Source organism: Arthrobacter sp. Y3224055 (assembly GCF_059090825.1).
The window spans coordinates 129,128-147,390 of the sequence record NZ_JBNHGB010000004.1 but is presented as its reverse complement, the minus strand read 5'-3'; the positions used below and the strand labels follow the sequence as shown (position 1 = coordinate 147,390).

The window sequence follows — 18,263 nt, the reverse complement described above, 5'->3', positions numbered from 1 at the left end:
AGCAACGATCAAATGGCGGAAATGCCTCGGCTCCGGCTGGGCTCCGAGGCATTTCCGCGCTCAGCAGTAGGGCTAGCGGACGCTAACGTCCGCAGTTTCCCCGCCTTGCTTCGCCGACGGCAATGTCGGCGTAATACGTTTCGGAATCAAAGCCACTGCTACCGCCGCAACAACGGCGACGCCCGCAAAAATGATGAAGTTCCATTCGAAGGGCAGTGCGGCGCTTCCGATCCATCCACCAATCAGTGGGCCGGAGATCGCTCCGATGCGAGCGAAGCTCAACGCCCATCCCGTGGCGGTGGCACGCATGTTGGCGGGATAGTAGTCGGCAATGTAGCCAGTCAGCACCAGCGAGGTAGAGATGGAGCCGATACCGGCGAACGCGACAAACAGGAGATTGACCACCATGTTCCCGGGGAATATCAGCAGCAGGATGCCCAAACCCCCGAGGAGGTAGAAGACCACCAGAATGAGCTTCTGACCGTACTTGTCTGCAGCCTTGCCCAAGGCCAGCCCTCCGGCAGCGGAGGCGAGGCTGAACACCAACAGGAAGGTCAGAGAGGAACCGAGGTCGTAGCCGGCGGATTTCATGATGGAAGGCAGCCAGGTGTTCAGCCCGTAGACCAGGACCATGCCGCAGAAAAGGGAAATCCAGAAGAATACTGTGGAGCGCAAGTACCGGGAAGAGAACATCGTAGTGATGGTCCGCCACCAGGGGTCGGTCTTGCCTTCTTCGACTGGCTTCGTCGGCACGGTCGGAACATAAGGAGCTATTCCCAATCGGCCGGCCAAAAGCTCAGCCCGCTGCCGCTTTCCGCTGGCCTCCAGATAGTCCAGCGACTCCGGCAGCAGCTTGGCGATAACCGGCAAGAGTAGAACCGGGACGGCGCCGATGGCGACCACCCAGCGCCAACCGGCCACCGGGAGCAAGAAGAGCGCCATGAGCGCAGCGGCAACGATGCCCAGCGAGTAGCCGGAGTACATGAGTCCGTAATTGTACGAACGCTTTTTCGGAGCCGAATACTCGATTGTCAGCGCGGCGGCCACGGGAATGACGCCGCCCATGCCAAGGCCGCCGATGAGTCGGAAAAGACCGAAGATTTCCGGCGTCGGAGCGACCGCGGCACCTGCTTGTGTCAGGGTGAAGATGACCATTGAGACCAACAGCATCTTTTTGCGCCCGTACATATCGCTAAGGGTGCCGATGAATAGAGCACCGATGAGCATTCCAACCAGGGCGTAGGCTCCGAGTCCACCGAGCTCCAACGGCGTAAGGTCCCAGGCACGGTACTCCGCGAGCGCCGGCAGGACAGCACCAAGGACGCCGACATCGTAGCCTTCCGCCAAGATGGCCAGCCAGCAGCAAAAAAGCACCGTCTTCGTTGCCTTGGGCGGCACCCTGAAAACGGGCGGGGATGTAGTTGTCATTCGGATCTCAATTCATCATTCGGGACGAAGTGGGCGAGTGCTCTACGGGACGGGCAGGACTGCCGTTGTGCGGTTCAACTGCACCACCCAAGGCATATGCCGACATCTTTACGAGCGTCATACTGGCACAACATAACACAGGCTTGTGACGGGCGTCACCAGATTTCCGCACATGAACTTTGAGGACGGGCAGGCGTCCCGCTGGCTCGGCTTGCAACCGGTCGGCGTGGCCGGCAGACGCCTAAGCCCCACACCGTACCGGCGATCGGCAGCTTATGCCGTCAAGACTTAGCCCCGGCGGCGCCAGCGACCAACGACTGGGCGTGGGCCTCGGCCAGCGGGCCGATCAAGCGATGAACTCCGAAAAAGGTTTGCCGCGCGTCCGGACCGCGCCAACCTTCAGGCAGGTACTTCAGCGGTAGGCCGGGATCCCGATACGGCAGACGCCGCCACAACGTCAGCATGGGCACGTAGTACCGGAAAGCGTCCCGTGTGGTTTCGGCATCCGACGCGGCCAGCGCCTGTGCGGCGTCGTCTCCGACGCGCTCCGTCCACGCTGCCAGCGATCCACCGTAGTAGTCCAGAAATTCATTGATTTGAGCGGCCAACGCGTCGAGGTCCCACCATTGAGCCACCTTGGCACGCATATCCGGCCCTTCCGAGTACTCGCCCGTGAAGAATTCCACGTACCCGGCCAAACCGCGGTCTTCGAGCCGCCGCCGGGCGCTCTCCCGGACTGCGGCCGGAGCGATCCAAACCCCCGCCGACATGGACCCGAAACCAAGCCGAGCCAGTTCGGTGCGAAGTTGGTGACGGCGATCGCGCATAGACTCCGGCACCGAGAAAATCGCCAGCACCCATCGTCCCTCCGGCCCCCCTCGCTGCGGCGCGAAAATGCGCTCATCGCCTTCCTGCACTATCTCCAGCGAGCGCGGCGACAGCTCGTATCGCGCCGCTCCACCGCTGCGAACGCTGTTGAGCACGCCCTTGGCCTTCATGCGCGAGACCGCTGAACGCACGCCCGGGGCGTCGTGCCCCAGGTCGCCAAGCATATCGATCAGCACCGACACGGGCAGCGCGGATCCGCCTCGCCGCCCATACAAGCCGTAGATGGTGAGAATCAACTGCTGGTGCTGCAGTTGCGGCGCTGGAATCTCCATCATGCCTCTAGGATTCCCGCATCCGCGGACCGGAAGCCCGCACCGCAGATGGCGGCGCGCATGTGGTCGGGCCACGGCTGCGCGCCGCCGCTGTCGGCCGGTACGTAAACAGTGGTGAAGGTTCCGTCGGCCGCCAGACCGCCCGGCGACTGTTCATGCGGCTGACCGTGGACCTCGAACGCGAACGTCAGGGATGTCCGGCCTAACTGCTGCACGGACAACCGGGCGGTCACCCGCTGGCCGAACCACAGCTTGGCCCGGTAGTTGATCACCTGCTGCACGCGCGGGGCGCTGGGGAAGTAATCGGGCAACTGCAGCCGACGGAACAGTTCGGCCTCAGCAGCCTCCACCCACCGCATGATTACGGAATTGTGCTGGTGGCCGGCCGCGTCGGTATCGACCCACTCGACGGTCCGTTCGATGCTGACCTCCGGCAGGCCGCCGTCGTTCGCCTCCATGGTTCTCCCTTCACTGCAGACCATGTCCATCCTATGGCGCAACGGTGACGGAGCGCCCTGCCGGGTCGATAGACGACGGCGGCCTTCCGCCCGTTCAGCCGTTGAACACGAACCGCTGCTGCAGCCGGTTTGCCGTGCGGTCCGGGTTGAGCATGATCACACTCAGGATCCCGACCGCGACGAGGTAGATGCCGATCATCCAGAATGCCGAGTTCATCCCCGCGGCCAGCCGGGCCGCCATTTCGCCGGTATCGGCAACGCCCTTGGGGCCTATAACATAGCCGGCACGGTCCATGAGGCTGCCGACCATGGCCGGAGCGATCACGCCGCCGAGCGAGGCCAAACCGGTCAAGGTGGCCATGACGGCGCCACGCTGCTTGGCGCAGACGCTGAAGGCCAGGGCCGTCGGAGCCAGCGGAAAGACCAGCGCCAGGCCCGCGCCAAGCGTCACAAAGACCACCGCTGCCGCGCCGCCGACCTGCGGCAGCACCAGGAAACACACACCCGAACACAGCAGCGATGCCCCGAACAGCGCTCCGAGTGCCCAGCGAACGGTCACACCGCGCTGCATGAGGAACCGGGAGGTGTAGCCGAGCACCAGCAGCGCCAGCGCGCCGAGGACCCAGGGGAAGGTGGAGACGAGCCCAATCATCTCGGGTGAAAGCTCGACGACCGAAGCGAGGTATTTGGGCGACCAGGTGGTCAGGAATCCCTGCGCCCAGAAGCAACCGGCTCCCGCCAGGACAGCGCACAGGAACATGCGAGTGCCGAGCACACGTCGGATCGGCACTATCTTGAGCAGGTCCGAACGGTCAGCGATACTTGCGGTCGTGGGAGCGGGCGCAGTCCGTTCCGCTCCCGCCGCCGCGGCAGCAACAGTTGGCTCCTCGCCGCCCGCCTTTCCGGACTCTGACGTGGCAGTGTGGCTATAGGGACCTTCGCGTCCTATGAACAGCCAGGCAAGCGACCACAGCAACCCCACGATTCCCAGAAATCCGAAGGCCCAGCGCCAGCCCAGATCGGGATGTGCGATGATCCAGGCCAGCACCGGAGCTGCAATGATGGGCCCCAGCGTGGAGCCGATGGCGACCATGCTGCTGGGCAGCCCCCGCTCCTTGGCCGGGAACCAGCCGTGGACGTGCTGCAGGCTGATGGGAGTGGCCGGCCCCTCTGCGGCGCCCAGGATGATCCGGGTAACCAACAGGACGGCCGCGCCGCCGCCGAAGAGCATCGGGAACTGCAGCACCGCCCAGGAAATACCCATGGCCAGCAGGATCCAACGCGTCGGCACCTTGCCGGCCAGGAAGCCCACGGCCACGGCAGCTGCCGCGAAGAGAAAGAAGAACGCGCTGCCAATGAAGCCGAACTCACCGGCACTCAGGTTGAGTTCCTGCATTACGGGCGCTGCAACCAGGCCGAGGACCGCCTTGTCCGCGAAGTTGATGATCTGAAAAACCACCAGCGCCCCCGTGACCAGCCAGGCTCGACGATTCATCCGGCCATACTTGACCGCGGCCCGGAGGGTGTGCGGCGGGATCGGCTCTTCTTGCCCGGACACCTGCCGGGCCTGCTGCGCGCTCATACTCCGACCTCCATGGTCTTGGCTGCGGCCACGGACGACCCTGCCCCCGTCACGGACGGTGCACCAGCCGGGAACTGCGGTGGCAGGACGAAGACGTCATTGTCTTCGGCCACGTCCACAGGGCCACCGAAGTCGGCGGCAGCGGCCTCCTGCATTTTTTGTGTGTCTGCCGCGCCCGGCGTGTTCGGCACCACGTGGTGCAGCACCAGCCGCCCCACGCCGGCGCGTGCGGCTACCTTGCCCACTTCGGTGTACGGGGTGTGCGATTCACGCAGGTGGACTTCTATGCCGTTGCGGGTCGGCCCGTCCGGGAAGGTCGCAAGGATGGCTTCCAGATCCATCACCTCGTGCAGCAGCAGCTCGGCACCCTGCGCCAGCCGGATGCAGTTCTCCGAAAAGGCTGTATCGCCCGATATCACCACCGACCCGTACGCCGAGTCGAAACGGTAGGCGAAGGCCGGGAAACACAACCGGTGGTCCACCAGAATGGCGCTGACGGCCACTTTGTCGTCCCGGTAGATCTCGAAGGGCTCCATCTCGGGATGCCGGTTGTAGACAGGGTCTGCGGCCGCCGATGTTGGTATCTCGATATCTGCGGCAACCACCCAGTCGTTCGGGTCGGCACGCCCTTCATCGGCCATCCGGATGCAGATGTCAGACGCGAAAACCTTGTCCAGCAGAGCGTCGACCATCTCGCGGGTACCTGTCATGCCGCGGTTGCCTAACCGGGTGCCGATCTGCCCGGCATGATCGTCATCCAGAGCCGGTACACGCTCCGGACGGCCCGGACCCAGAATCTGGATCTGCCGGCTGAAGGACTCCCCGGGGACTTGCCAACCGGTGACCAGGAACGAACCCAGGTCGTACACATGATCCGAGTGGTGGTGAGTCAGGAAAATCCCCCGCAGTTCACCCCACGTGGAGCTGGATCGGTAGTTGCGGATGCTGCCCATCCCGCAGTCCACCACGTAGACAGCGTCGTCTACGCGGATGGCGGTGCTGGTTCCTGCGCGACTGCTGGAGACAATCGGACCGCCTCCCGTTCCAAGCGTGTGAACGCTCATACCCTGCGGTGCTGTAGCCATGTGCCCTCTTTCCTTCGGTAGGTGGGCGGGAAAGGAGCCGCCCGGAAAGGTGATGTGGCGGCGTCGTGACGCGCCCCGGCCTGGTAGCGATCGAAGCGTGACACACATCATATGGAGCTACTTTTGCGATCGCAATACCTATTGCATATAAACCGTCAGCCTGCCATGCTGGCTGCACAGTTCGTTCAACGAAAGGAGCCGCCATGCAGGCGCAACAGGATCAGGAAATCGTTCTGGGAGACCTGCCCAAGGGCATAACTCTGGCCAGCGAAGCCATGGGTAACAAAACCTGGAACGTCCTCGGACACACCTACTTGGCCAAGTCGGAAAGCGCCACAAGCTTTGCGTGGCTGTCGCTGGATCCCACCGGAACGGGCGTGCCGCCGCACGTCCACCCGACTCAGGACGAGCACATCTACGTGATGGAAGGCGTCTACACGTTGTACCTCGACGGCGAGTGGACCACCGCGGGCCCGGGCGACACCGTCCGCATGCCCCGGGATCTGCCGCACGCCTACTACAACAAGGGAGAAACCCCGGGCAAGGCTCTCTTCTGGGTCAGCCCGTCAGGCCGGCTTGCCCAGCTATTCGACCAGCTGCACGACCTCAGCGATCCGGAAGAAGTTGTCCGCCGATCGGCGTTGCACGACGTAAACTTCCTGCCCGAGGGCAGCGTTCCCGGCGCGTAATCTCCGCTTCAGCGGCCGGGGTGATCCTGTCATCACGACGCCGGTGCCCTCCTCCCGCAGGCAGGGCACCGGCATCGGCGATCATTCGGGGTACGGGTACTGAACTGGCTCAGGGAACTGGTGTTCCCAACAACGCATGTGCACGGTCGGCCGCCGGAGCACGGAGGATGCCGTCCAGGGTCAGGAACACTTGTTTGGCTTGCGGTGCTTTCCAGCCTTCTGGCAAGTATTCGAAGGGCAAGTTCGGGTCCCGGTAGGGGAACCTTCGCCACTGAGTCAGCATCGGCACGTACAGGCTGAAAGCCTCGCGCGGATGCGGCCGCTCACCTGCTGCGGTCCGGCGCTGCCACTCGTCCGCCGGGAGCGAGTAGCACTGTAGAAAATCTTCGTACTGGCGCTCAAGCAGCGCCAGGTCCCACCACTGCTGCACGTGCTCGCGGATGTCGCCCTCTTTGAGGTAGCTTCCGGCAAAGTACTCCGTGTAGCGGTCAAGGCCGCGGTCAGCCAGCCGGCGCATAGCCTGCTCCATCACCGTAGTGGGAGCGATCGCCACACCCGCCGCCACAAATCCGAAGCCCAGGCTGGTCAGTTCCGCGCGCAGTTCGTACCGGCGGTTTCGCTCCGCCTCCGGCACGGAAAACACCACCAAAGCCCAGGCATCGTCCGGCCGTGACCGTTCCGGTGCGAAGATCCGCTGGTCATCGGCATGGAAAATATCCAGCACCCCTTCGGAAAGGGCGTATTCGGACACGCCGTCGACCCGCCGGCCGGACAGCACACCCTTTGACTTCAGCCGGGAAATGGTCGACCGCGCCGCTTGGCCGTCCACGCCCAGATCCGCCAACATGGCCACCAGCACAGAGACCGGCAACCACGCTCCGGCGCCTCCCGCATAAAGACCGTAGAGCGTGACCAGCAATTGCTGCAGCTGTGGGCGCTGCGTCCGTGGCGCGGTGGCGGGAATTGGGTCCTCCTCTTGACTGCGCACCCTCATACTCCGTGCGCCTCCCATCCTAAGTCGCTGGCGATGGGCTGCACCTGGCGGCAGCGACGGTCGGACTGGCTCGTCGCGTGCGCGCTGAAGACCAGATGCTGCTGTGTAACGTCGCGCCCCATCCGGCCGCTCGGCCAGCAGAGCGTGCAGGATTTCAGGGTCGGCGCTGCCGGATTATCCAGATTAGTGGGAAGCTCGCACGTCCGTTCGCTATTTGGGCCGGGCGGCCAGGGCTTCGGCGAGCGCAGTGGCAGACGCTTTGCTGCTGTCGATGCGCCAGTCCGTTTCCTTGTTGTAGTGGAACCAGACCAGGGCGGTGATGTCGGGCTGCTGGGACAGGTAGTAGACAAGGTCCTTGTTCCAGGCCGCCTTGGAGCCGCCCTCTTCCGCGGAGGACGTTTCGGCGATGAGGATGGGCTTGCCCGGGGCCAGCGACCGGAGTTGTCCGAGCCCGTCGGCGAACAGCGCCCACGGCGGGGTCCAAGTGCTCCACGCGACTGCGGTTCCCCAGTTGTAGCCGTCGAGGGCAACCGCATCCACGTAACCCGCGCCCGGGTAGAGACCATCCAAGAGGGTAGATCCGGCGTAGGGGACGTTCGGGTTCCAGACCCAGGTGATGTTCCGGGCGCCGGTGGAAGAGACGACGTCGTGCACGTGCCGCCAAGCGGCAGCATAGTCCCCGGCCGTATTGCCGTTGATTCCCTCGGACCAGGGGTACCAGTTTCCGTTCATCTCGTGGCCGAAGCGCAGCATCACAGGGTGGCCCCACTTAGCCAGCGCGGTACCCCATTCGCGGAGGTAGGGGTCGAAGTCTCCGGCGGTGATCCGGTCCAGCGAGTAGGCGGGTTGTGCAGTGCCTCCGCCCCAGGTCCAGGGCTCCCAGGTGAGCAAGGTATGAGCTCCGCGGGAGCGGACCGCTTCCAATTCGGTGATGGGCGGGGCTTGGTTGAAGTCCTTGTAGGAGAGGATGATCGACGGTGCTTCGCCAACCAGGGCAGCCGCTGCGTCCAGTTCGGCCGAAGCCAGCGGTCCACCGGGCGTTCCCAAGCCAAAGCGAAGCGGCGCCTTGCTGATCAATGGCGCGGTGGGGGCGGGAGACTGCTGGGGCGGCGCCGGTTCCTCCTGTGTCACCGAGGGGCTGCTGTAGGTGAGCGTGAAGGGAGCGGAGGCGCGGGTGGCGCCGGCTTTAGCCTCGATGGAGACAGTTGCCTGCTCGGTCGCAGGGATAACCAGCGTGGTACGGAAGTATCCCGAGGCACTTGAGAGGAAGGGGACAGGCTCTGTTCCTCCCGAGATTGTTCCGGAGGACTTCTTGGGAAAGCCTGTGCCGGTCACCGTGACGGAGGTCCCTGCCGGTCCGGATGAGGGACTGAGAGTTATCGCGGCCGTGGCTGCCTGAGCGGGGACAACCCCTCCGCCCAGGAGCGCGAGCGCCATAAGGACCGGGATCAGCATCATTTTTAAGGCCAGGCGCATGGAGGGACTCTCACGTGAAGGAATACGAGACGGGGAGGAGAAGCCGCTGGGCCTGCGGCCGCGTGTGGGGCGCAACACTACCTGAACGCCCTCTCGTTGGTCAAACGAGCAATCAGGATCGGTTCCCGCCCCTTGCGTCCTGACCATCAAGGGTGGACTGGAATCCGGCCGCACTGACTCCGCGCCACCCCGTTGCCGTGTCTGTGCTGCAAACCGATGAGCCCCCCCCCCACCCAAAACGGTTATCCCACACCAACGCCCCGCCGCAGCAACTCCTCCATAGCGTCCGCACCGGCAGGAGCTCCCCCGGCGGCGTCGTAGCCGGCCGCGACCCGGCGGGCACCGTCGGCCATCGAGATTGTCTGGCGGACCTTAACTGGAGGTCGCCGCCCGGGTGGTCGCCTGTGGGGCCGGTACCCGCTTGTCGGTGAAGAAGCTGTCGCCGGAGGCCCTGCGCGGCACGGCCACCGTGTAGGGTTCGCCGGCAAGACCGTCGACCGCGGCGCGGACCAGCGCTTCGTCCGCCTGGTACTCCGAGGAGGTCGTCACCAGCACCAGCGGCCCGGTGGTCCCGGCGAGCCAGGCCGGCGGTTCGGCGGGTGGTTCCCAAGACAGGGCACCGATCATGCGGATCCGGTCGCCCCAGTCGGGGTGCGGGTACTCGAACGGCTCGGCGGTGGCCACCAGCATCAACGGCGCCAGGCGGAAGAACTCGTCGGCGGTTTTGATGCTGCCCAGCCCGAACTCGGCCCGCAGGGCGTTGATGCCCGGACGCACCAGCCGCTCCACGGCGCCGATCACCAGCGGGCGGACGGCGGCGTCGCGAATCCGCCCCAACGGACCGCTCAAGGGACGCAGCCCCGGCCCAAACGGCGGGGTGCCCTGCGATCTGAGGGGAGGGGTGTACGGGCTGAACAGCACCCACGGCAGGCCGGAGGATTCGGCCATCATGCGGGCGCCCCACGCGTTGATGTCCACCACCAGTAGGTCCGGACGCACGCCGTCCATCGCCGCGCGCATATCCGGCCCGTCGAACCGGCCCCGCGTAACGAAAGTGTTGGCCGAGGCGGCGAGGGCCTCTCGGGTGTTCCCGGCCCGGTAGTCCTCGATCTCGGTGATGGCCCGCCGGTCCATCGCTTCCGCGCGGATGCCAAGGGCACGGACGGCCGTCAGCTGGGATTCCAGGGTGCGCAGGTGGACGTCGTGCCCCCGCCGGCCCAGTTCCTGCAGCAGCGGGATCAGCGGGTAGAGGTGCCCGAGCGCGGGCGAGGTGTACGCAAGGATGGTGGACATGGCGTCCTCCCGATGAGGGGCTCGAGCATCTCGAGCAGTGCTTTTTCCGTCTGGTGGCGGCTGAGGCCCGCGTCGAGCCGGAGCAGCTTCCAGGTGTAGACGTCGCAAACGGCGACGAATTGGGCCAGCCGGCGGCGCCGGTCCGCATTCTCCAGCCCTTCCAAGGACGGGGCGAAAACCCGGGCGCACCACCGCCGGTGAAAGGCACGCCCCTCCCCCGTGATGCGGCGCATAAAGTCCGAACCGCCCTCCTCCGCGAGCATGCGCAAGGCAGTCCGCCCCACGTGCTCATAGTGCTCCACAAGATTGACGACGGCGGCGGCCGCGTCACCCGGTTCGACCGCACCGCGGGCCCGGGCTACTTCCGCGCTGGCCCGTTCCGCGGCCGCTCCCAGCAGGCCGTCCCTGTCGCCGAACCGGCGGATGATCGTCTGGACCGTAGTGTCCGCGCGCTCGGCCACCTTGCCAAGGGTCACGCCGGCCAGGCTTTCCGCGGTGAAGAGCTCCACCGTGGCAGTCAGGATCCGGTCAGCCGTGGCCGCGGTTGTTTCGGCCCGCTTGCCCATCCGGTAGCCCCGGGCTCCCGTGTCCTGCACGGATTTCATGTTAATCAGGTTAACGCTAAAAGGGTTCCGGCGGAAGAGCCGGAAACCCATCACGACGGCGCTGCCCGCCTCCTTCCAAGGGGCAGGTTGCAGTCACTTCAGATACGACTCGTCCCACCAAAGACGCAGGTTTTGTAAAGCTGCGGCAACGTTTCGGCAGGTTAGCCGCAAGGAGGGCCTTTGCGGCGGTCGGACTCGTTATTTTCGAAGGGTGGCGGGCACTGGGCCGGCCACCTCATCCGAACACGGAGTACACATGACTGCAATCCGCAAGATCGCCGCCGGCTTCCTCGCAGCCGCTCTCCTGGCCGGTGGAAGCGCCACCGCCGCGTCCGCCGCTAACCTTGAGCCCGTCACCGAACCGGTCATCACCGCACCCGTCAGCGCCGAGCCGGCCGTGACCGAGGCCGACGTCAAAGCCGCCAAGGCCGCCTTCAAGGCAGCGCAGAATAATGCCCGCACCACCGAACAGCAGGCCCGCGCCACCGCAGCCGCCGAGCTGAAGGCCGTGTCCAAGAAGGCGAAGCTCGCCAAGGGCAAGGCCGTGAAAGCCGCGCAGCTGCAGGTAAAGAACCTGCGCGCGGCACAGACCGCTGCCTTGAAGGACCTCCGCGTCAAGAACCGCGCGATCGTCAACGAAGCCCGCGTCGCCTACCAGGCCGTTGCCGACGCTTACGAGGCGCAGCTCGCCGCCGAACAGCCGGTTGTCGAAGACCCGACCATCGAAGAGCCCGTCGTCGAAGAGCCCGCCGCCTAACCTGCGGACAGTCGCGAGGGGTGCCGTCCCGCCAGGGACGGCACCCTTACGTTTTTCAGGATGCTACAGCGCCTGCGGGTGCCAGACCCGCTCGCCGGAAGCCGTCGGTTCGGCCGGGGCGTAGTCGGGCCAGGCGAGGCCGGTCGGCGGCATGAAGTCGGCGGGGAGCAGGGCTTCGGTGGGGTCCTCGGCCTTGCGGCGGTGGAACTCCTCCCCCGCCGATGCCAAGAGCTCGGGCGACGTCAGCATGTCCACGAAGGTGCCGGCGATGGTCTTGCCGGCCACTTCGATGGTGGGGTCGATCGCTGCCGGGATGCCGCCGAGCGCGTTCATGACCCAACCGGGGTAGGCGCCCTTGCCGGGGGCCGGCTTCAGCGCGGGCCGGGAGATGTAGAACCGCACGGTCGGTGCGTAGTGCGTCATCTCCACGTAGTCGTCGCTGGTCCAGTTCTTCTGCCACGGGGCGAGGTGCTCGCGCAGCGCCTCCTCCGCGTCCTGCGGCGAGATCAGCGATTCGCACTCGTCCAGGAACGGCTTCTCCATCGGCTCGATTCCAAGTCCAGACTGGATCTGCTGCGCGGCGGCCACGGCGTCGTCGCCATACACAGGAGCGCCGACCTCCTCAAGGTTGTTGTACAGCGCCTGCGCCAGCGCGTGGTTGGTGATGCCCGGACGGTTGCGGGCCACCCAGGTGGTCTCCACCCGGCAGTGCGCCATCGCGGCGGCGTGCTCGGCGTTGCGGTCCAGCACCGCCAGGACGTGCTCGGCCATCTCCAGCGTGGGGCAGCGCCAGGAGTACTGGATCTGCGCGATCCGTGCCGGCAGGTTGTCCGCCGTCGCCTGCCCGGACCCGAGGATCGCGTCCGACAGGCTCCAGCCGCCGAAACTGGGCAGCATGGCGTCCTGCATCACCCGCGAACTGGTGTACATCTGCATCAGCGCCACGTTCGCCCCCGGGGCGCGGGCCGCCGAGTGCGACGCCGGGATCGGCGAGTTCGGGTTGGCCGAGAGCTGCCAGGTCTCCGGCTCGTCGCAGATGAACGAGTAGACCTTGGAGTAATAGGAGCCGCACTGGGTGTCCCAGCGGGCGGTGTTACACAGCGGCAGCATGTAGAACGGGTGGAAGCTGACAATCGCGTCCACGCCGTCGTAGTAGCCGCGCAGCCCGTGCACCACCTTTGAGCCCTGCACCTTCTCGGCCGGTTCGCCGGTGTAGCGCAGGGTGCCGGCAATGCCGTGCACCTCCATGGCGTGCTTGGTGCCAAGCAGGCCGGCCAGCGTGGAGATGCCCAGCGCCGAGTGCGGGTCGGTGTGGCCGGGCGCGAAGGCGCTCAGCCCGTCGCGCGGGGTTTCCTCGGTGGACGCGGCCTGGCAGTTGCCCGGCACGGCGTCGTATTCGGCGTAGGTCAGCAGCACCGGCCCCCCGCTCCCCTGCGTCCACTCTGCCTTGAACGCGGTGGGCATCCCGCCGCTGCCCTCTTCCACCTCGAAGCCCTCGGCCCGCAGCCGCTCCACGTACCAGGAGGCGGAGCGGTATTCGCGCCAAGCCGGCTCCGCGAGCTCCCAAATGTGCCGGTGCCACTCGGACAGCCGGTTCATGTTGGCATCGATCCACTCCCGGGCCGTGGCCTTGGCTTCGGCGGCGAGGCCTGCGGGGACGGCTGCGGCGGTGGTTTCCTGGGTGGTGCTCACTGGTGTTCCTTTCGGGTGGTGCAAGTTATTGAGGGAGGACGACGGCGGTGCTCGGCTGGGGGAAGTCCAGCACCGCCGTCGCGGCAGGGGGAGGTGTCACGCAGCTTCGAACAATTCGGTGGGCACGTGCAGCAGCCGGACTCCGCCGGCGTTGATGGCGGCGGCGAGTGCGGGTGCGAACTGTTCGGCGGCGGTGATCCGTTCGCCGTGGCCACCGAAGGCAGTGGCCAGGGCGGCCCAGTCGGGCTGGACCAGGTCCACGCCCACCGGGGCGATCCCGCGGTCCAGTTCGTTCTGCCGGATCTCGCCGTAACCGCCGTTGTCCGCGCAGACCACCACCAGGTCCAGCCGCTGCTCCACCGCGGTGGCCAGCTCCTGGATGGCGAACATCAGTGCGCCGTCGCCGAGCACGCAGACCACCGGCCGGTCCGGCGCGGCCACCTTGGCGCCGATGGACGCCGGCAGGCCGTAGCCGAGCGTGGCGTAGGCGGGCGTGTAGAGGAACGAGTGCGGCCGGTCTTGCTGCACAAAGCTCGCGGTGCCAAAGTACGTCACCTGCGAGGAGTCGCCGCCCAGTATGGCGTCGGCCGGCAGCACGGAGGCCACTTGTTCGGCCAGCGCGGCAAGCGGCGGGGCCAGCTCGCGGGCCGCCTCGCGCAGCACCGGACGCAGCTGCGCCACGCGGTCGGCGCCGCTCTCCGGGCGCGGCTGGACACCGCTGTCGTGCTGTTCCGGCAGTGCCGCCAGCAGCTGAGGCACGACGGCGGCGCTGTCACCGACCAGCGGTACGTCGGCTGCGATGTTCTTGGTCATCTGGCCGGGCAGGATGTCCACGCGGATCACGTTGCCGTGCGGCTGCAGCTGGTTGAACCAGAGTTCGGCCTCGCCCACCTTGGAGCCGATGACCAGCAGCACGTCGGCCTCCTCGCAGAGCTGTTGCGCGGCGGGCAGCCGGATGTCCGAGCCCAGCGCCAGCGAATGCGTTTCGGGGATGGCGCCCTTGCCGTTGAGCGTGGTGACCACCGGGGCGTCCAGCGCTTCGGCCAGCTGCAGCAGGGTGTTGCCGGCCCGGAGCGAACCGCCGCCAACCAGCAGCACCGGCCGCAGCGACTCGGCAAGCAGCTGGGCGGCCTGCCGGATCGCCTGGGCCGGCGCGCCCGCCGGCTCCCGCCGCGGTGATGCCTGAAGCAGATCCGCCGGGCAGTCGCTGGGTCCCTCGAGCACGTTAAGCGGAACCTCGATGTGCACCGGGCGCGGGCGCCCGTAGCGGAACAGCTCGAACGCGTCGTGGATGGCCTGCGCTGCCTCGGCCCCGGAATGGACGCGGCGCGACCACTCCACGATGGCGCCGGCGGCCCCGGTGGCGTCCTTGGTTTCGTGCAGCGCGCCGACGTCCGCGAACTCCTCGCCCTCGGGCACGCCGGGAGACAGGATGATCAGCGGCCGCGACTCGCAGTAAGCGGTGCCGGCGGCGGAGAGTGCGTTGAGCAGTCCTGGCCCGGAGGTGGTGATCACGACGCCGGGCAGCCCGGTCTGCTGTGACCAGCCGTCGGCGCCGTACCCGGCACCTTGTTCATGCCGGCTGGTCACCGCGCGGATGCCCAACGGCGACAGGTGCCGGTAGAACTCCAGGTTGTGGGTGCCGGGAATGCCGAACACCGCGTCGATCCCATAGTTGCGCAGCAGCGTCAGCATGGTCAGGCCCACGTTGTCGGCTACCACGCCGTCCGGCAGTTGGACTTCCTGTTGCACCCGCTGTGCGGTCTGCTCAGACATGGCCGCCTCCGGCGAGCGCCGGCTCGCTGCTTCGGCTGGGCTCGGCCTCGAACGCTGGCTTGCCGCCCACCCAGGTCTGCAGCACCTGGATCTGCGCGATGGTTTCCGGTGCCACGGCCAGCGGGTCGGCAGAGAGCACAGCGAAGTCCGCACGCTTGCCGACGGCCAGCGAGCCGAGGTCGTCCTCGCGGCCCAGCGCCCGGGCACCGTTGAGCGTGTGCCCCTCCAGTGCCTGGGCGGCGGTGATCTTCAGCGTGTCCGGTCCCAGCTTGTGGCCGCGACGGGTCACGCGGGTGACCGCGGCCTGGATCGCTTCCAGCGGACGCGGCTCGGCCACCGGTGCGTCGGAGCTCAGGGTCACCGGCACGCCGGCGTTAATGAATTCGCCCAGCGGGTTGAACCGCTCCCCGGGGGTTCCGACGGCGGCGGTCACGCCCTCACCCCAGTTGTAGTAGTGCTGCGGCTGGTTCACTGGGAAGATGCCGGCGTCGGCCATCCGGCGGATCTGCTCAGGCGTCGGCAGCCCGCAGTGTTCGATCCGGTGCCGCGCATCGGAGTCCGGGAACTCCGCCTGCGCGGCCTCGATCGCGGAGATCACCATCTCCAGCGCCGTGGGCGACTGGGCATGCGTGGCGGTCTGCAGCCCGGCGGCGTGGGCCTTCAGGATCAGCGAGGCGTAGTCGGCCGGGTCATGGTAGAGCTGGCCGGTGCGGCACGGGTCACCCACGTAGCCGTCCGGGAAGTACGCGGTCCATCCGCCCAGCGTGCCGTCGGCGTAGAACTTGAAGCCCGCGAAGCTCAGGTGCGCGTTGCCGAACGCCCCGGTCATGCCAATCTCCAGCCCCTCCTCCAGCAGGTGGGAAAGGAAGTACATGCTGTAGCGGATCTTCAGCTGGTCGGCCTCGGCCAACCGCAGGTACATGTCGAACTCCCGGCGGGAGACCTGGGCATCGCCTACGGTGGTCACGCCGCCGGCCAGGAAGTCCTGCTGCGCCGCAGCCAGCTGGCGCAGGTGCTCCTCCGGTGCGTCGGCCAGGTGGAAGTTGGGGCCGTGGTGGCCCACCTTCACCCCGCCCAATCCGGTGAGGATGTTGCAGGCCGCGTCGGAGAGTTCGCCGGTCAGCTCGCCATCGGCGTCGCGGAAGAACTCACCGCCCGCGGGGTTCGGAGTGTCGCGTGTGATGCCGCTGAGCTGGAACGTGTAGCTGTTCACCACGCCGCCGTGGCCGGAGGCGTTCATCAGGTAGACCTCGCGGTCGGTTGCCACCTGGTCCAACTCGTGCCGGGTGGGGTGCCGGCCCTCGGCCAGGTTGCGGTGCTCGTAGCCGTAGCCGCGCACCGGCTGCCCGGCTGGGGCGGTCTCGGCGGCCGCGCGCAGCAGCGAGACGATCTCCGGGATGCTGCCTGCCTTATCCGGCCCGCAGTCCACCCAGGTCTTCATCTGCCCGTACATCAGCGGGTGCGCGTGCGGGTCAATGAAGCCGGGCACCACGGTGACGTCTCCCAGCTCGCGGAGCACAGGTTCGCGCAGCCCCAGCCCCGCGGCAGCTTGGCGGCATTCGGCTTCGGTACCGACGGCGGCCACCCGCCCGGCGGCGACCAGCATCGCCGTCGCGCCCTTGCCGGACGGATCCAGCGCGTGGATGGTGCCGGCGGTGACCAGCAGCGGCTGGAAGTCGGCGCCGTCGTCGAACGTCTTTAGCTTGCGCATTACTTGAAGCTCTCCTTCTTCCACATACCTTGGGTGCCGGCGCCGGCAGAACCGGCGGCGCCGTCAGCAGCCCCGGCCGCACCCTGATCGCCGTACACGTCGTCGTCGACGTGCTGCGGTGCGATTGCCAGGCAGAAGAGGCCCAGCACGCCCATCGCGGCGAACAGTCCGATAACGGACCACACCGTGCCGGTCGCGTCCCACAGCAGCGTGGCGGCCAGCGGCGACAGGCCGGCCCAGAGGGCGGCGGCCAGGCCGTAGGAGAGCGAGATGGAGGTGTAGCGCGCCTGCGGCTTGAACAGCTGGGACAGGATGGTTGCCACCGGGGCGTAGGTGAAGTTCATCGCCACGCGGACCACGGCGAAGGCCACGAAGATCATCCATTCCGGTCCGGTGGACATCAGCAAGAACTGCGGGACGACGAACACCACGGAGCCGATCAGGCCGATGGCCATCACGCGCTTGCGGCCCCACTTGTCGCCCAGCCAGGCGATGCCCAGGCAGGTGACCAGCTCGCAGAAGGCGGCGACGGACATGGCGTTCAGGATCAGCGTCTCGTTCAGCCCCACCGACGGGTCGGTGCCGTAGGCCGTGGCGAACGTGGTGGCCAGGTAGTAGCCGCCGGTGGAGATCGGCAGCAGGCCGATGCCGATCAAAATCGGCTTCCAGTTATTGCGCAGCGCGTACTTGATCGGGACGGACTGCTCCTGCCCCTCCACCTTGTCCTCGAAGACCGGGGATTCCTCCACCCGGTAGCGGACCCAGAAGCCTACGCCGATCAGCACCACGGACAGCAGGAACGGGATGCGCCAGCCGCCGTCCACCAGGAACGTCTCGCCCTGTGCGGACAGGATGCCGAAGATCAGCGTCGCTCCCAGCGCGCCGGCCGGGTTGCCCAGCTGCGCGAAGCCGCCGTAGAAGGTCTTGTACTTCTCCGGCGAATGTTCCACCGCCATCAGCACGGCGCCGCCCCATTCGCCGCCCACGGCCAGGCCCTGCAGTACGCGCAGCACCACCAGCAGCACCGCGGCGAAGGAGCCGATGTTCTCGTAGGTGGGCAGCACGCCCACCAACACCGTGGACAGGCCCATCACCAGCAGCGTGATCACCAGCGACGGGCGACGGCCGAACTTGTCGCCGATGTGGCCGAAGATGACGCCGCCCAGGGGCCGCACGAGGAAGCCGACGGCGTACGTGGCGAAGGCGGCGGCGATGCCGGCCAGCCGGTCCGCCTCCGGGAAGAAGAGCGGGCCGAACACCAGGGCCGCGGCCGTGGCGTAGATGTAGAAGTCGTACCACTCAATGGCGGTGCCGACGAAGGCCGCGAATCCGGCGCGGCGGGCCCGGGCGTGGCTGAACTGCGGCCGGGCTGCTGACGTGTGTGACATGTTGTTCCACCTTGGGGTGTGGGCATGACTGCCGTTGTGATCTATGCGACTGTAGGGCCGAAATCACAATCCGACAAGATCAGAAACTTTGCGTTACGGGCCCCTGAATTCACTTCTGCTCTTGTTCTCATGCAGAATTTTCCCGATGCGCTTGCTTGTGGTCTGAATC

15 protein-coding genes are annotated in these 18,263 nt (G+C 66.8%); 2 read left to right on the top strand and 13 right to left on the bottom strand.

What is annotated here, in order from left to right; genetic code table 11:
* Nucleotides 1-72: 72 nt before the first annotated feature.
* The 5 genes from AC5RTY_RS11210 to AC5RTY_RS11190 all read right to left on the bottom strand — a co-directional run bounded on the left by AC5RTY_RS11210 (nt 73) and on the right by AC5RTY_RS11190 (nt 5,713).
* Nucleotides 73-1,428 carry an MFS transporter gene (locus AC5RTY_RS11210; RefSeq protein WP_494139554.1) on the bottom strand — a complete coding sequence of 452 codons (1,356 nt, stop codon included), beginning with the start codon at nt 1,426-1,428 and terminating at the stop codon, nt 73-75.
* A gap of 281 nt (nt 1,429-1,709) precedes the next feature.
* A complete protein-coding gene (locus AC5RTY_RS11205; protein WP_494139553.1) occupies nt 1,710-2,591 on the bottom strand; it encodes a PaaX family transcriptional regulator in 882 nt (293 codons plus the stop codon).
* Nucleotides 2,588-3,046, bottom strand: a complete 459-nt coding sequence (locus AC5RTY_RS11200; protein WP_494139552.1) for an acyl-CoA thioesterase — start codon at nt 3,044-3,046, stop codon at nt 2,588-2,590. Before AC5RTY_RS11200 ends, AC5RTY_RS11205 begins: the two co-directional genes overlap by 4 nt.
* Nucleotides 3,047-3,140: 94 nt before the next feature.
* Nucleotides 3,141-4,628 (bottom strand): MFS transporter, encoded by a 1,488-nt coding sequence (locus AC5RTY_RS11195; RefSeq protein ID WP_494139551.1) that lies wholly within the window; start codon nt 4,626-4,628, stop codon nt 3,141-3,143.
* The gene (locus AC5RTY_RS11190; protein ID WP_494139550.1) at nt 4,625-5,713 is read right to left on the bottom strand and encodes an MBL fold metallo-hydrolase; all 1,089 of its coding nucleotides are present in this window, start codon (nt 5,711-5,713) and stop codon (nt 4,625-4,627) included. Before AC5RTY_RS11190 ends, AC5RTY_RS11195 begins: the two co-directional genes overlap by 4 nt.
* 203 nt (nt 5,714-5,916) lie before the next feature.
* Between AC5RTY_RS11190 and AC5RTY_RS11185 the strand changes: the two genes are divergently transcribed.
* Nucleotides 5,917-6,402, top strand: a complete 486-nt coding sequence (locus AC5RTY_RS11185) for a cupin domain-containing protein (RefSeq protein WP_494002127.1) — start codon at nt 5,917-5,919, stop codon at nt 6,400-6,402.
* Between the two features lie 109 nt (nt 6,403-6,511).
* On the opposite strand, the gene AC5RTY_RS11180 is transcribed toward AC5RTY_RS11185, so the two are convergent.
* The 4 genes from AC5RTY_RS11180 to AC5RTY_RS11165 form a co-directional block, all read right to left on the bottom strand.
* Nucleotides 6,512-7,390 carry a PaaX family transcriptional regulator gene (locus AC5RTY_RS11180; protein ID WP_494139549.1) on the bottom strand — a complete coding sequence of 293 codons (879 nt, stop codon included), beginning with the start codon at nt 7,388-7,390 and terminating at the stop codon, nt 6,512-6,514.
* A gap of 216 nt (nt 7,391-7,606) precedes the next feature.
* Nucleotides 7,607-8,872, bottom strand: coding sequence for a glycosyl hydrolase (locus AC5RTY_RS11175; protein ID WP_494139548.1), 1,266 nt, complete (start codon nt 8,870-8,872; stop codon nt 7,607-7,609).
* A 372-nt stretch (nt 8,873-9,244) separates the two neighbouring features.
* Nucleotides 9,245-10,165, bottom strand: a complete 921-nt coding sequence (locus tag AC5RTY_RS11170) for a glycosyltransferase family protein (RefSeq protein WP_494139547.1) — start codon at nt 10,163-10,165, stop codon at nt 9,245-9,247.
* Nucleotides 10,111-10,770, bottom strand: coding sequence for a TetR/AcrR family transcriptional regulator (locus AC5RTY_RS11165; RefSeq protein WP_494139546.1), 660 nt, complete (start codon nt 10,768-10,770; stop codon nt 10,111-10,113). The genes AC5RTY_RS11170 and AC5RTY_RS11165 overlap by 55 nt, the downstream gene beginning before the upstream one ends.
* A gap of 256 nt (nt 10,771-11,026) precedes the next feature.
* Between AC5RTY_RS11165 and AC5RTY_RS11160 the strand changes: the two genes are divergently transcribed.
* Nucleotides 11,027-11,527, top strand: coding sequence for a hypothetical protein (locus tag AC5RTY_RS11160; RefSeq protein WP_494139545.1), 501 nt, complete (start codon nt 11,027-11,029; stop codon nt 11,525-11,527).
* A gap of 63 nt (nt 11,528-11,590) precedes the next feature.
* On the opposite strand, the gene AC5RTY_RS11155 is transcribed toward AC5RTY_RS11160, so the two are convergent.
* From AC5RTY_RS11155 to AC5RTY_RS11140, 4 genes are all read right to left on the bottom strand, one after another.
* Nucleotides 11,591-13,219: a zinc-binding metallopeptidase family protein gene (locus tag AC5RTY_RS11155; protein WP_494139544.1), complete on the bottom strand. Its 1,629-nt coding sequence runs from the start codon at nt 13,217-13,219 to the stop codon at nt 11,591-11,593.
* A gap of 96 nt (nt 13,220-13,315) precedes the next feature.
* A complete protein-coding gene (locus AC5RTY_RS11150; protein ID WP_494139543.1) occupies nt 13,316-14,995 on the bottom strand; it encodes a thiamine pyrophosphate-binding protein in 1,680 nt (559 codons plus the stop codon).
* Nucleotides 14,988-16,706, bottom strand: coding sequence for an amidohydrolase (locus AC5RTY_RS11145; protein WP_494139542.1), 1,719 nt, complete (start codon nt 16,704-16,706; stop codon nt 14,988-14,990). The genes AC5RTY_RS11150 and AC5RTY_RS11145 overlap by 8 nt, the downstream gene beginning before the upstream one ends.
* Nucleotides 16,706-18,094 carry an MFS transporter gene (locus AC5RTY_RS11140; RefSeq protein WP_494139541.1) on the bottom strand — a complete coding sequence of 463 codons (1,389 nt, stop codon included), beginning with the start codon at nt 18,092-18,094 and terminating at the stop codon, nt 16,706-16,708. The genes AC5RTY_RS11145 and AC5RTY_RS11140 overlap by 1 nt, the downstream gene beginning before the upstream one ends.
* Nucleotides 18,095-18,263 lie beyond the last annotated feature (169 nt).

Excerpts from the sequence above, each read along its gene's own strand:
- AC5RTY_RS11140 (WP_494139541.1), bottom strand. The coding sequence starts at position 18,094 with ATGTCACACACGTCAGCAGCCCGGCCGCAGTTCAGCCACGCCCGGGCC.
- AC5RTY_RS11165 (WP_494139546.1), bottom strand. The coding sequence starts at position 10,770 with ATGAAATCCGTGCAGGACACGGGAGCCCGGGGCTACCGGATGGGCAAG.
- AC5RTY_RS11190 (WP_494139550.1), bottom strand. The coding sequence starts at position 5,713 with ATGGCTACAGCACCGCAGGGTATGAGCGTTCACACGCTTGGAACGGGA.
- AC5RTY_RS11150 (WP_494139543.1), bottom strand. The coding sequence starts at position 14,995 with ATGTCTGAGCAGACCGCACAGCGGGTGCAACAGGAAGTCCAACTGCCG.
- AC5RTY_RS11170 (WP_494139547.1), bottom strand. The coding sequence starts at position 10,165 with ATGTCCACCATCCTTGCGTACACCTCGCCCGCGCTCGGGCACCTCTAC.
- AC5RTY_RS11210 (WP_494139554.1), bottom strand. The coding sequence starts at position 1,428 with ATGACAACTACATCCCCGCCCGTTTTCAGGGTGCCGCCCAAGGCAACG.
- AC5RTY_RS11200 (WP_494139552.1), bottom strand. The coding sequence starts at position 3,046 with ATGGAGGCGAACGACGGCGGCCTGCCGGAGGTCAGCATCGAACGGACC.
- AC5RTY_RS11160 (WP_494139545.1), top strand. The coding sequence starts at position 11,027 with ATGACTGCAATCCGCAAGATCGCCGCCGGCTTCCTCGCAGCCGCTCTC.
- AC5RTY_RS11175 (WP_494139548.1), bottom strand. The coding sequence starts at position 8,872 with ATGCGCCTGGCCTTAAAAATGATGCTGATCCCGGTCCTTATGGCGCTC.
- AC5RTY_RS11205 (WP_494139553.1), bottom strand. The coding sequence starts at position 2,591 with ATGATGGAGATTCCAGCGCCGCAACTGCAGCACCAGCAGTTGATTCTC.
- AC5RTY_RS11195 (WP_494139551.1), bottom strand. The coding sequence starts at position 4,628 with ATGAGCGCGCAGCAGGCCCGGCAGGTGTCCGGGCAAGAAGAGCCGATC.
- AC5RTY_RS11145 (WP_494139542.1), bottom strand. The coding sequence starts at position 16,706 with ATGCGCAAGCTAAAGACGTTCGACGACGGCGCCGACTTCCAGCCGCTG.
- AC5RTY_RS11185 (WP_494002127.1), top strand. The coding sequence starts at position 5,917 with ATGCAGGCGCAACAGGATCAGGAAATCGTTCTGGGAGACCTGCCCAAG.